The 12,477-nt window shown below is 45.6% G+C and carries 12 protein-coding genes, 1 pseudogene and 2 other annotated features; of the genes and pseudogenes, 3 read left to right on the top strand and 10 right to left on the bottom strand.

The genetic code is table 11. From position 1 onward, the window contains the following. Positions 1-160: pseudogene (locus P9687_RS04400) on the top strand (NADPH-dependent FMN reductase); the annotation flags it as partial. Positions 161-409: 249 nt separating this feature from the next. Continuing rightward, the gene (locus P9687_RS04395) at positions 410-1,738 is read left to right on the top strand and encodes a methyl-accepting chemotaxis protein (RefSeq protein ID WP_035188377.1); all 1,329 of its coding nucleotides are present in this window, start codon (positions 410-412) and stop codon (positions 1,736-1,738) included. A gap of 150 nt (positions 1,739-1,888) precedes the next feature. On the opposite strand, the gene P9687_RS04390 is transcribed toward P9687_RS04395, so the two are convergent. The 4 genes from P9687_RS04390 to dut all read right to left on the bottom strand — a co-directional run bounded on the left by P9687_RS04390 (position 1,889) and on the right by dut (position 5,764). Then, a complete protein-coding gene (locus P9687_RS04390; protein WP_035188380.1) occupies positions 1,889-2,875 on the bottom strand; it encodes a zinc-binding dehydrogenase in 987 nt (328 codons plus the stop codon). 14 nt (positions 2,876-2,889) lie between these two features. Next, positions 2,890-3,381, bottom strand: coding sequence for a lactoylglutathione lyase family protein (locus tag P9687_RS04385; RefSeq protein ID WP_035188383.1), 492 nt, complete (start codon positions 3,379-3,381; stop codon positions 2,890-2,892). A gap of 426 nt (positions 3,382-3,807) precedes the next feature. After that, a complete protein-coding gene (locus P9687_RS04380) occupies positions 3,808-5,220 on the bottom strand; it encodes an O-antigen ligase family protein (RefSeq protein WP_035188385.1) in 1,413 nt (470 codons plus the stop codon). Positions 5,221-5,311: 91 nt separating this feature from the next. Further along, entirely contained in the window at positions 5,312-5,764 is a 453-nt protein-coding gene (gene dut / locus P9687_RS04375) for a dUTP diphosphatase (RefSeq protein WP_035188387.1), read from the bottom strand. A gap of 104 nt (positions 5,765-5,868) precedes the next feature. On the opposite strand from dut, the gene P9687_RS04370 reads away from it, so the two are divergent. Next, positions 5,869-6,042 carry a hypothetical protein gene (locus tag P9687_RS04370; protein ID WP_168986088.1) on the top strand — a complete coding sequence of 58 codons (174 nt, stop codon included), beginning with the start codon at positions 5,869-5,871 and terminating at the stop codon, positions 6,040-6,042. A 52-nt stretch (positions 6,043-6,094) separates the two neighbouring features. On the opposite strand, the gene rplT is transcribed toward P9687_RS04370, so the two are convergent. From rplT to P9687_RS04340, 6 genes are all read right to left on the bottom strand, one after another. After that, entirely contained in the window at positions 6,095-6,448 is a 354-nt protein-coding gene (gene rplT / locus P9687_RS04365) for a 50S ribosomal protein L20 (protein ID WP_013859897.1), read from the bottom strand. A gap of 33 nt (positions 6,449-6,481) precedes the next feature. Continuing rightward, complete coding sequence (gene rpmI / locus P9687_RS04360) at positions 6,482-6,679, bottom strand: 50S ribosomal protein L35 (protein WP_014097776.1); 198 nt, start codon at positions 6,677-6,679, stop codon at positions 6,482-6,484. A 23-nt stretch (positions 6,680-6,702) separates the two neighbouring features. Next, positions 6,703-7,224, bottom strand: coding sequence for a translation initiation factor IF-3 (gene infC / locus P9687_RS04355; RefSeq protein ID WP_071646874.1), 522 nt, complete (start codon positions 7,222-7,224; stop codon positions 6,703-6,705). Between the two features lie 71 nt (positions 7,225-7,295). Further along, positions 7,296-7,411, bottom strand: a sequence feature (ribosomal protein L20 leader region). A gap of 399 nt (positions 7,412-7,810) precedes the next feature. After that, the gene (locus tag P9687_RS04350) at positions 7,811-9,064 is read right to left on the bottom strand and encodes an MFS transporter (protein ID WP_017551256.1); all 1,254 of its coding nucleotides are present in this window, start codon (positions 9,062-9,064) and stop codon (positions 7,811-7,813) included. Between the two features lie 111 nt (positions 9,065-9,175). Further along, on the bottom strand, positions 9,176-11,098 hold the full coding sequence (gene thrS / locus P9687_RS04345) for a threonine--tRNA ligase (RefSeq protein WP_035188390.1): 1,923 nt from the start codon (positions 11,096-11,098) through the stop codon (positions 9,176-9,178). 123 nt (positions 11,099-11,221) lie between these two features. Then, positions 11,222-11,444: a binding site (T-box leader), on the bottom strand. Between the two features lie 115 nt (positions 11,445-11,559). Beyond that, positions 11,560-12,396, bottom strand: a complete 837-nt coding sequence (locus P9687_RS04340; protein ID WP_035188393.1) for a putative sporulation protein YtxC — start codon at positions 12,394-12,396, stop codon at positions 11,560-11,562. Between the last annotated feature and the right edge of the window lie 81 nt (positions 12,397-12,477).

The following is a 12,477-nucleotide window of genomic DNA, read 5'->3' as shown; positions in this document are numbered from 1 at the left end:
TTGTCTGAACATGCCAATCCTCCAGCAGCCTGAAGCTTATATCGGCAATGTTACTGCACTGTTTGATGAAAACGGAAAAATTGTGAATGAAGGCACAGTCCGGTTCCTGCAATCATTTACAGATGCATTTGTTGATTTAATTAAAAAATACAAAGGCTGATGTACCCATCGGAAGCTGAAAAACAGCGGGATCCCTTTTCCAAAAGGGTTCCCGCTGTTTTTCGCCATTGGGCCTTTCCTTGATTGTTTAAAAGCAGGGGAAAATTTTACTTTATTTTATTTTCCCCATTAAAATTTTTCTCCTTTTGCCGATCAATTTATTAGGGATTCCGCAAGCAACAAAAAGATTAAATCTTTTTTAAGTCTTTTTTTCTACACTACATACAGATTTAAATGATGGAGGATCGTTATGTTAAAGAATGTTAAAAAGATTTCATTCAAGATCATTATGCTCTCAGTGCTCAACTCTGTGATTGTGATTGCCATTAATATTGGGGCATCGGTTTACGGAAATATCGGCAAGGGAAACAGCGGCACCGGAAACCACGTGCCCCCGGCCGGAATCGCAATCATACCGACAAATGTTTTAATCGGTCTTTTCATTTCCCTTATCATCGGTATCATTCTTTCATACATACTGGGTAGGGTAATCTCAAAACCGATCCTGCAAACGGCCGAACTGGCAGAACAGACAGCGGCACTTGATTTACGGGAAGAAAATGGGTCTTTCGATAAAATTCAGTCTTTTCAGGATGAAACGGGCAAGCTTGCCAGGGCGCTCAGGCAAACGAGAATCTCTTTAAAAGAAGTGGCCAAACGGTTGAAGGAATTTTCATCAAAGGTCGCTACCCATACGGATACCCTCTCAAAAAGAACGGAAGAAAGTTTTCAATCTATCAATCAAGTAGCCTCTTCCATTGATGAATTTGCGCAAGGGAACAGCCAGCTGTCGGAAACCGTCCATGACATCAATAAAACTTTAAACGAGGTGATCAATCTCATTGAAACCATTACGCAGGAAGCTGCCAACGGGGCAGAACATGCAGCTGCTTCGCTTGACGCCGTAAAAGAAGGGCAGAATACGATTGACCATCAGTTCAAAAAAATAGATCAAAATATTGAAATCACAGCGACGGCAAACGAGTCTATTACAGAACTGAGCGGGATGATCGACCAGGTCCAGGCATTTGTCAATGTCATCACTTCCATTGCAGAACAGACGAACCTGCTTGCATTGAATGCTTCCATTGAGGCGAGCCGGGCCGGGGATGCCGGAAGAGGTTTTGCGGTTGTTGCCGGCGAAATTCGCAAACTGGCGGAAGGATCATCAAAAGCAGCCCGGGAAATTAAAGACCTGATCGCCACGACAACGAAAAAGTCGAATGCAGCTGTTGAAAATATTAGCAAAGCAAACGCCTTTATACATGAACAAAAAGATGCGTTCCACAAAACGGAAGCTGCTTTTCATCAGATTCAACATACTTACAGCAACATTGTTGGCAGTTTTCAGCATACCGCAGAAGGGATTGAAACGATCAACGAAAAATCAAAACAAATTTCGAAGCGGATTCAGGAGATAACTTCTACAGTTGAAAATTTTGCGGCAAGTTCCGAAGAGATGTCTGCTTCCGGCCAGGAACAGCGGGCCTTTACAGAGATTATTTCACAATCAGCGAAAGAATTGCAAGAGCTGGCTGGCAAGCTGGATACCGAAATGAATAAATTTAAAGTCAGCTGACGATAAACAGGCAGTGTGATCAACATGCAAGATGTGACCACACTGCCTGTTTTGATGTTCATATTTGAATGGGAATGGATCAAATCCGGCAAAAATCAGGAATGTTCCCGCTTGGGGTACCCGCAAGTCCGGCAGCGGGCGCTTTTAGAATCATGCTTCATGCATTCTGACAATGATTTTTCCTCGTACGTGGCGGCCTTTTAAGGTTTTCAAACCGGCCGGCAGTTCCTCACGCGGGAGCACTTGGTTGACCATCGGATTCAGCGTCCCTTTTTTCACACGCTGCATCAATTCATCCGCCATAAAAGCCAGGTTTTGCTTTGCCCGGACGGAGCCGCTCGCATGGGCTGCACCGAGGGCGACTTCATGAATCGATGGCGCAAGCGTGAACGGCTTTATGCCGGATAAGTCCGGGGCGCCTGCAATATATGCGAGCTGGCCGGAAAAAGCGAGCCGCTTCAAATCTTCGGTCGCTTCGGCGGAACTGACAGTGTTCAATATCAGGTCCACCCCTTCCCCGTCCGTCTCTTCCATGATTCTTTTTGTGACATCTTCTGTATGATAGTCTATCGCTGTATCTGCACCGAGCGATTTGACCCATTCGTGATTGGCGGCGGAAGCGGTGGTGAATACTTTTAACCCGAGTTCTTTCGCGAGCTGAATGGCAAATCCGCCAACTCCGCCGGCGCCGGCATGGATCAAAATCGTTTGCTTGTCAGTATGGTTTAATTTTTGCACCACTGCCTGATATGCGGTCATCCCGGCACAAAGCACAGCTACCGCTTCGTCATAAGAAACGCCATCAGGGATTTTTGCGGCTGCATTTGCATCAATGGCCGCAAATTGTGCAAATGCCCCTTTCCGGTTCAAATCGGTGTGGCATGCTATCCGGTCACCTGTTTTAAAACCAGACGGATCCGGGCCAACTTCAACAACTTCCCCCGCAAGATCGACACCGGTTATATGCGGATACACCCAGTTCGGATTGCCGGATTCAATCAATTGGTAGTCAACCGGGTTTAAAGCGGTGCTCATCACTTTCACAACAAGCTGTCCTTCACCTGCACGGGGATCCGGCACTTCTCCCCATGTGAGGTCGTCAATGCTTGCAGGTTTCCCGATAAGCCATCCTTTCAATTTCCGGTTCCTCCTTAATAAGCGCCTTCTGAATATGTCAATTCATAACTGTGGCTGTAAATTTCCACTAAGTTGCCGAACAGATCTTCGCAGTAAACCATCCAGTAAGGCTTTTTCCCCGGATAATATTCACGGATCGGCATCCGTTGTTTACCCCCGTGCGCTTTTATTTTTTCCACGAGGCCTTCTACATCCGGATCCTGGACGGCATAATGGAAAATGCCCGTTTTCCAGTACTCGAAGTTATTGTCAGGTGTTTCATTGTTTTTGAACTCAAACATTTCAACACCTGTTCCGTCGCCCATTGCCAAGTGTGCGATGCGGAACGACCCCCAGCCAGAGCCGAAAACATCTTTGCACATGATGCCAATGGCGCTGTCGTCTTCTTTAATTTCAGATGGTTCCATGATCACGTACCAGCCCATCACCTCGGTATAAAATTGAACGGCTTTGTCCAAATCAGGAACGGAAAGGCCGATATGTGAAAAAGATCGTGGATACGTCATTTTTTTATCACTCTTTTTTTGGTTACTATACTAGTATAGTATGCGACAATCCATTTTAAAAATGAGACGCATTTTTTCTTGATCCTGTTCTTGAACATTTACGCAGGCCCATTTTCATTCTTTTACCGGTTCCAATCCGTTTAGAAATGGCTCGGTCCATGTCCTCTCCCGCAGCCTATTCTGTGGACCCGAATTCGCCTTTCCCTCTTTTGGGTTCAGCTAACCGTTTCCAGGGCGCGATCGTCATTTGGGCAATTCGTAACCCTTTTTCCACTTTGAACGGATTCCCCATCCTCAACCTATCTTGAACAGCTAGCCGGCAAATCTGCAAACGCTCCTGAAAACATCTGTAGGGACGTTTTTTGCCTGTTGGAAAGCAAGTTTGATCATGCAGTGCCACTTCACACGACAGATATGCTTGTCCCTCTATTCGTTTTCTTTATCCGGTGTTTTATCACTCAGCTCTTTGTCCGGCGTTTTTTCGTCCGGTTTGCCCCGATTGTTCCTGACTTCTTTTTTGCAGATTTCAAATGGCTCTGCCGTTTCATGGACCACGGATTCAATCGCTTTTATTTCTCCCGTGATGGCCCGGCTGATAGACTGCAGTTCCGGTTTGGGAAGCTGCCGTTTTAATATGTTGTGTTTGACGTTCAGCCTGTTTAAAAACGCGACATGCGGTTGAAACATTCGCTTTGAATACCGCTCCCAGTAGGATAAAAGCACTACTGCCAGCATCCCGATTTGGGGAGAGAAAACTGGTTCATCGAGAAAGCCGGTCAGGACGATTACCGGCAGGCTGAGCAGAAAAATGTTCAAGTAACGATAATTTCTTTTTATGAAAAATAATCTGCCCAATTTGCACACCCCCATGGCTAACACAGCAAGAAAAGCAATACCGCCAATTGCCCCGTATTCGACAAAAAAACCGATAAAAATATCATGGGCGTGGTAAATATTTTTATGGAACAGGCTGGCATATACTTTCCCGAAACCAAGTGGTGTTGTGCCAAACAAAAAGTGGGTTTCAAAAATTTTATAGGAATGATACCAGATCTTTTCCCTGCCCGTTAGAGAACCTTCAATGGAATGAACTCTCGGGATGACCGCCGCAAGCTTGCCTGCTCCGAGCGCCAGAAACAGAAGCCCGCCTCCAAAAATCCATTTATTCCATCTGAAAAAGAAAATAAAATAAATGCATATCATCGAAATAAAACCGGCCCGTGATCCAGTATCAAAGACGCCTTTACTAAGGAAAAAAAGCGGGATACATTTCCAAATCAAGTTTTTCCAGTCTTTCTTGCCCGCGTCTTTCAGCATCTCCGCAAACAGAAATGAAATCCCGATCAGTAGCAGAAACATCGTGAAATTCGGATTGTAAGTACTGCCGATTAATCTGTTGTAATGTTTAAAACCGAACAGCTCCGTGCCGGTCAGAAATGCCAGCACTGGGTCATCCGACAACATTTTTGGAAGCCAGCCAATGAAAATACCATAAAGGCCACAGCCGATCACAATCCAGCGGAAATGCTTGAATCTGCCCCTTGTTCCGCTGTCCATAATTTTAAGGAAAATTCCCCAGTAAAACAAAATCCTTAAGCTTTCAGCAAGAAGGAGCGGTTCTCCCATTTGCACAGCCGCTCCGGTGGTTGCTGCCAAAAGACAGAGAAAGAAAAAGGAGACAGGGGAAGATGAAAACAACCGTTTATTTTTGATATGCCTGTACAGTTCCGAAAGGCTGAATACAAGCATGATAAACAGACCAACAGGCGGGAGCGCAAAACACAATACTGCAGCCAGTTCAAATGCATGCTCTTTTATAAAGTGTATTAAACTGTTCATAGGATTCCTCGTTATTCGGATCTAATTGCTCAGGAACCACTATACCATGCACAGATTAAATTTCGTTGAAAAAATCTCATGAAAAGAAATTTTATTTTTCATTTATTTTGGCAATCCCAGTGGATCCGAACCCGCCTTCCCCTCTTTCGGATTCTGCTAACTGTTCCGTAACACTTACGGTGACAGACATGACGGGTGCGATAATCATTTGGGCGATTCGCATCCCTTTTTCAACTTTGAATGGCGTCTTTCCAAAGTTGATTAAAATGACTTTAATTTCTCCTCTGTACCCCTCATCAATCGTACCCGGGCTGTTTAAAACGGTGACCCTGTGTTTTAAAGCGAGCCCGCTTCTCGGCCTGACCTGCGCCTCTGTTCTGCGCGGCAGCTCGATGGCAATGCCGGTACGGATCAGTTCCGCTTCCCCCGGTGCAATGTTTTTTTCTTCGATGGAATATAAATCCAACCCTGCATCTCCAGGATTGGCCCTTTGCGGCAGTTGTGCATCAGGATGCAATAATTTTACCTTTAAAACATCATCCATTGAAATCGCTCCTCGTATAGTTCTTCCATGATTATATCAAACTAAAACAGGTTTTTACTTTTTTCCGGGAATCCGGAAATTTTTTACCAGAAGGGGGACTATTCTTGGTTAAAATGACGAAAAAGATGCCAAAAATTCCGGCAGAGCCTGAAATGACAATCGCATCCGACCAAAAAGAATTTCAGCCGGGCGAGTCAGTGGACGAACATGCCAATTTGGAAGCTACAAACGAAACTTTGAACCAGGAAGAAATCAGACAGCAGACGGAAAATTTATAATGCTTTTTTTAAAAAACAGAGCCCCCGGCATGCCGGAAGCTCTGTTTTTTGATTATAATGCTGCTTTTGCTTTGTTTGCCAGTTCGGCAAATGCTTGTGCATCGTTCACAGCGAGGTCGGCAAGCATTTTGCGGTTCACTTCAATGCCTGCCTGTTTCAAACCGTGCATCAAACGGCTGTAGGAAAGGCCATTGATTCTTGCCGCAGCGTTAATACGGGTAATCCACAGTTTGCGGAAATCGCGTTTTTTCTGGCGACGGTCGCGATACGCATACATGTAGGATTTCATCACTTGCTGATTGGCAACTTTAAATAATGTATGTTTTGAACCATAATAACCTTTGGCTAATTTCAGAACTTTTTTGCGTCGTCTGCGGGTAACTGTACCGCCTTTTACACGTGGCATAATCTTTTCCTCCTAATTGAAAGCTTTGTTTTCTTACAGATTGTCGAGCATTTGGCGGATGCGTTTCATGTCGCTTTCGGATACAAGCGTTGATTTACGCAGCTGGCGTTTTTGTTTTGTCACTTTATTTGCGAACAAATGGCTTCTGTAAGCGTGGGAACGTTTCAGGCTGCCGGAGCCGGTTTTCTTAAAACGCTTGGCAGAGCCGCGGTGTGTTTTCATTTTTGGCATGATTAGTCCTCCTTAAGTTGACGTTACTTCTTCTCTGTTTTTGGTGCGAGCACTAAGAACATGCTCCGTCCGTCCATTTTCGGTTTGGATTCGACCGTGGCGACTTCGGCACATGCTTCTGCAAACCGGTCGAGGACGCGCTGCCCGATATCTTTATGGGTAATGGCGCGGCCTTTAAAACGGATCGAGGCTTTTACCTTATCGCCTTTTTCCAAAAACTTAATGGCATTGCGGAGTTTTGTATTAAAGTCATGTTCTTCGATGGTCGGGCTCAAACGAACCTCTTTTACGTTAATGATTTTTTGCTTTTTCCGTGCTTCCCTGTCTTTTTTCTGCATCTCGAAACGGTATTTTCCGTAGTCCATGATGCGGGCAACAGGCGGTTTTGCGTTTGGCGCAACAAGTACAAGGTCAAGGTTGGCACGTGCCGCAATCTCCAATGCTTCGTTCCGGGATTTAACTCCCATCTGTTCGCCGTTTTGGCCGATTAAACGGACTTCGCGGGCACGAATGCCTTCGTTCACCATCATGTCTTTGCTAATAATGAGCCACCTCCAAGATAATTTCAAACAAACGTGTGAATATTTCGCTTGCGAAAAAGCCCTGAACGTACTGCACACGAAAAAAAGCGCAGGGAACACACCCGCGCTTATGATCACGATCATTGATAGATACCTGACAACTGCACCATTGCGTCAACAGGTGAGAAGCGGGCTGCTCCTTCTTTTCACAAACTTATATTCAATTTCACTCAATTATTGTATCACTTTACCGTATCCATGTCAATTTGCAAGAATCCCGGAAAATCTGTTTAACTTTTTTTGGCTCAACATGCGTTATTTTATCAAAACGGCAGAGAAATCGCAAGTGTTTTTTTGGTCTCCTCTCTGAAGTGCTTAATGAAAATGCTTGTCTTTGTTGAAACAAAAGCTTCTAAAAATAAAGCTTTTACATCAAGCCTGAGCATCTATTTACATGCTTTTTTCGGTAGGCAAGAGAGCGGCATTTTATATAAAATGAACGGAAATTGGATCAAATGTAAATCAATTTTTCATTTTCCCCTCCTAACCATGCCACCGGTTTCAATCCATTTTTCTGAATGATGGTTGTACCTTCCATTTATCTCCTTTTTTATCTACTTAATTTCACATACGTATGGTCAATCTCCACAACTTTTGGCAGTTTTCTCATTCTTCCGCTTCCCATATAAAACAGTGCCAGGACAAACAACCCTATTCCAAAAAAGCTCATGGTAAGCTGGACAGAAGTGATCTTGGCCATCACGCCGCCGATCAATGATCCTGCCGGCATCGCAAGCGATAGCAAACTCACGTTGATGGTATTGACCCGCCCTAACATTTGTTCATCAGGCAATTGCTGAAATATGGCAGAAAACAAAACATTGATGGCACCAATAGATAACTCGGAAATAAACATAAGCGTATAAACATACCATATCGAAACATTGCTCAATAAAATCATGAAAAGCCAGGACAACCCGGAGAGCAAAAAGCCTGCAGCCAATATTTTGCCAAACGGAAATATCCGGCTGATTTTATCCGCGCCTGCCGCTCCCGCCAAAGCCCCTAAACCCAAAGCCGCTGTCATGATGCCGTAGGATGAAGCGCCTTCGCCCGCAGTATTGGCGAAAGAAGGCAATACGACCATTACAATTGCGAAAAAAAAGTTTAAAAACAGCAAGGGGATTAATAATTGCAAGATGAAAGGCTGTTTGACAAACGATAGGCCTTCTTTAAAATCCCGTTTGTACGCCTGCCATTCTTCCCGTACGCTCCCGGTTTGCTTGCTTCTTTTTACCTGTACTTTTAAAAACAAAAACAGAATGGATGAGAGTATAAAAAGAAGCGAATTCATCCCGAGCACCATCGACATCGAGAAAGCGGCGAGGATAAACCCGGCAATCCCATTAAAGAAAAAATCCGAACCCTTATATGCAATGGACATGAGTGAATTGGCCTTGACGAGATCTTTCTTTTCCACGGCTTTCGGCAATAATACGCTTTCTAACGGGTAAGTCAGTTCCGATAAAAACGAAAGAACCGGGATGGAAAGCAACAGCAGCCAGACATTCATGATGCCAGACTTGCTTAAAACAACAAGAAAAAGCAGTAAGCCGGCTTGTAAAAAGCTTGCTGTAACCAGCAATTTTTTTGCATTTATTTTATCAAGAACCGGGCCGTAAAATAAACTCAGCACCTCTGTCATTGAAAATAAGAATCCGGCAAATCCGGTATAAACCGTCGAGTTCCCCCCTAATTTTAAAACCATCCACATCATCGCAATATAATAAACACTATCCCCGATATTGGTGAACAGCCTGCCAAAAAACAACGCATTAAAATGACGATTCCGAAATAAGTCCATTAGGCTCCGTCCCCTTCCCCTGTGCCAACCCATTTTTTCCTCTATTATATAATAAAAAGCACCCTGCAAACCTTTTTGTGGTCCTTTAGGGTGCGTGATTTCTTGTCTGTTTTACCGTTTTATTTCTTCTTTTATCTTGCTGAGGAATGTGTCCACCGGCACCGTTTCCGTTTGTTTCTCGCCGTATTTGCGAACATTGACCGCATTGTCTGTGGCTTCCTGGTCGCCGACAATGAGCGCGTACGGGATTTTTTGCACTTGGGCTTCACGGATCCGGTAGCCCAATTTTTCATCGCGGGCATCAAGTTCAGCGCGGACCCCTTCCGCCTTGAGCGCTTCTTGGACTTTCCGCGCATAGTCATAATGGGCATCCGGTGATACCGGGATCACTTGTACTTGAATCGGCGCAAGCCATGTCGGAAACGCCCCTTTGTATTCCTCGATTAAATAAGCGACAAACCGTTCCATTGTCGAGACAACGCCGCGATGGATGACAACCGGGCGGTGCGGCTTACCGTCTTCCCCGACATACGTCAGGTCAAACCGTTCCGGGAGCAGGAAGTCAAGCTGCACGGTTGACAATGTTTCGTCTTTGCCAAGCGCCGTGCGGACCTGGACGTCGAGCTTCGGGCCGTAAAATGCGGCTTCGCCTTCCGCTTCGTAATAGTCAAAACCAAAATCATCCATCGTTTCTTTCAGCATCGCCTGTGCCTTGTTCCACATTTCATCATCATCATAATACTTGTCCGTATTTTCCGGGTCACGGTACGACAGGCGGAACGAGTAGTCGGTAATGTTGAAATCTTTATATACCTCAAGAATCAGTTCGACCACGCGCTTGAATTCTTCTTTAATCTGGTCCGGACGCACGAAAATATGGGCATCATTCAATGTCATGCCGCGCACCCGTTGCAGGCCGGAGAGCGCACCTGACATTTCATAACGGTGCATGAGCCCGAGTTCGGCAATCCGGATCGGCAATTCGCGGTAGCTGTGGATCGTATTTTTATACACCATCATATGGTGCGGGCAGTTCATCGGACGCAACACGAGTTCTTCATTGTCCATTTTCATGACCGGGAACATATCTTCCTGGTAATGGTCCCAGTGGCCGCTCGTTTTATACAGGTCCACGCTGCCAAGCACCGGCGTATAGACGTGGTCATAGCCGAGTTTGACTTCCTTGTCGACAATATACCGTTCAATGGTGCGGCGGATCGTTGCGCCTTTTGGCAGCCAGAGCGGCAGGCCTTGTCCGACTTTTTGCGAGTTCGTGAAAAGTTCGAGTTCTTTCCCGATTTTCCTGTGGTCGCGTTCTTTTGCTTCTTCCAGGAATTTCAAATGGGCTTCGAGATCTTCTTTCTTGAAGAAAGCCGTCCCGTATATGCGCTGCATCATTTTGTTGTTGCTGTCGCCGCGCCAGTATGCACCGGCAATGTTTAATAACTTGAATTCCTTAATTTTTCCGGTTGATGGCACATGGACGCCGCGGCACAGGTCAACAAATTCGCCCTGTTCATAAACCGTGACCGTTTCGTCCGGAATCGCATCAATCAGTTCAAGCTTGTATTCATCATGTGCAAATATTTTTCTGGCTTCGTCACGGGATACGACTTTGCGGACAATTTCAAGATTTTCCGCAACAATTTTTTTCATTTCCTTTTCAATTTTCGGCAAGTCTTCCGGCGTGAGCGACACTTCAAGATCCATGTCGTAGTAAAATCCGTTTTCAATTGCAGGGCCGACGCCAAACTTGACATTGCCATACAGGCGGCGGACAGCCTGTGCCATCAAGTGTGCCGTGCTGTGGCGCAAGATTCCGAGCGCATCTTCATGCTCAGGGGTGACGATTTCAATTGCGCCGTCTTCTTCAATCGGTGTGCGCAAATCGAGCAGTTTGCCGTTCAGTTTGCCGGCGAGCGCCTTTTTCCTGAGGCCCGGGCTGATCGATTGGGCAATCTCTTCCGTTGTTGTTCCAAATGGAAATTCCTTTAAAGCACCATCTGGAAAAGTGATTTTTACGATCTCTGCCATATGTCCCACTCCTTTAAAAATTAAGCTGTCACGCGGGCGGCCTGCACGAGGCTGCTTTTTGCAGGCATCCGTACGAGCACGTCCGCACGAAAACACAGCCAAAAAATAAAAAACCCGCCCCCGGCAAGGGACGAGTTTTGTACACGCGGTTCCACCCTCATTTCCGCACGTCTTTACGCGCGGCTTGAGTATGATAACGGAAATATCCGTCAGCCGCTACTGATTTTGTTCACGACTGAAGTTCGGAGGCGGTAAGCATCCTGTCCGTGCCGGAAAGCTTGCAGCCTGAGGCTTTCCTCTCTGAAAGGCGGTAACAGAATCCTGTTGTCCTCGTCATCACATTGACTTTTTCATTTCCAATTGATTATGTAAGTAATTATAGAAGTTTGCAATGAAAAAATCAAGGGATGGCGATTGATTTTGTTGCCGTGCTGCATTTGCCCCCGGTTCAAGCCCCCTTTTTATTCACTGGCGGCGAATTGATCGTGCATAAAATGCATCCGGCTTTTCACGGCCACCCGTTCTTCAAAAATATTGCATATCGTACGAATCAAAGCCTGGTCCGGCGTATCCGTATAAATTTCAATCCGGCTGGGCGCAATCGATAAAAGCGGTGCAATTGTGACTGAGTCAATATAGACAGGGTGGTTGGACAGAAGCCTGCGGTCAATCAATCCGTTCAGTTCTTCCCTCGTCATTTCCCGGAATTGGCCGTTGTAAAATTTCACCTGTTCCCCGAGGCAAAGCTTTATTTTTTCCCTTTTTGGTTCTTTTTGCTTTAAGTAATCCCTAAGGCTTTGCACAAAAATCTGGTATTCCTGTTCCATTTTGTATTCGTCAATCGCAATGCCGATGTATCGGTCAAGACAGTCAAAATAGCCTTTTAAGCGGAACGTCAGCACGGAAGCGAGCGGCAATGTGCACGATTCGCCAACCAGCGGTGCGACCGCTCCTTCAATAGCGGCGCGTTCGTCGATCTCACCCGCCAGATCCGTCAGCTCCGGCCGCTCTCCTTTCAGCATGCCGTCTACGATTTCGAGTATCCGGTTTTGCTCTTCTTCCGCCTGAAAAAAATAGGCTTGTTTCAGTTGGTTACAAATCCACTCGTTTCTTTTTTTCTTCATGATGAAATTTGCAACGGCTGCCTGCAGTTCCTGTTTATTGCCGGCCGCTTCCACAACATAATGTATTTTCCCATGCAGCACTGCTTCCCGGATTTTCACAGTGCGCCGTTTTTCCTTTGCAAAATATGCTTTTATCCATAATGCATCATCCTTGTCCCTGATCAGGAATTCCAATCCAAGCCCCCCCTGTACGGTAAAACATTCTCGTTTGCTTTACCTTATGTATATGAAGCGGCATCAGCAAATAGAAGACGG

Source organism: Weizmannia sp. CD-2023, from assembly GCF_036225245.1.
GTDB classification, from domain to species: Bacteria; Bacillota; Bacilli; order Bacillales; family Bacillaceae_C; genus Weizmannia; species Weizmannia faecalis.
This window is presented reverse-complemented; position numbering and strand designations above follow the sequence as displayed.

Excerpts from the sequence above, each read along its gene's own strand:
- P9687_RS04395 (WP_035188377.1), top strand. The coding sequence starts at position 410 with ATGTTAAAGAATGTTAAAAAGATTTCATTCAAGATCATTATGCTCTCA.
- P9687_RS04385 (WP_035188383.1), bottom strand. The coding sequence starts at position 3,381 with ATGACGTATCCACGATCTTTTTCACATATCGGCCTTTCCGTTCCTGAT.
- P9687_RS04380 (WP_035188385.1), bottom strand. The coding sequence starts at position 5,220 with ATGAACAGTTTAATACACTTTATAAAAGAGCATGCATTTGAACTGGCT.
- dut (WP_035188387.1), bottom strand. The coding sequence starts at position 5,764 with ATGGATGATGTTTTAAAGGTAAAATTATTGCATCCTGATGCACAACTG.
- rplT (WP_013859897.1), bottom strand. The coding sequence starts at position 6,448 with ATGCCACGTGTAAAAGGCGGTACAGTTACCCGCAGACGACGCAAAAAA.
- rpmI (WP_014097776.1), bottom strand. The coding sequence starts at position 6,679 with ATGCCAAAAATGAAAACACACCGCGGCTCTGCCAAGCGTTTTAAGAAA.
- P9687_RS04350 (WP_017551256.1), bottom strand. The coding sequence starts at position 9,064 with ATGGACTTATTTCGGAATCGTCATTTTAATGCGTTGTTTTTTGGCAGG.
- thrS (WP_035188390.1), bottom strand. The coding sequence starts at position 11,098 with ATGGCAGAGATCGTAAAAATCACTTTTCCAGATGGTGCTTTAAAGGAA.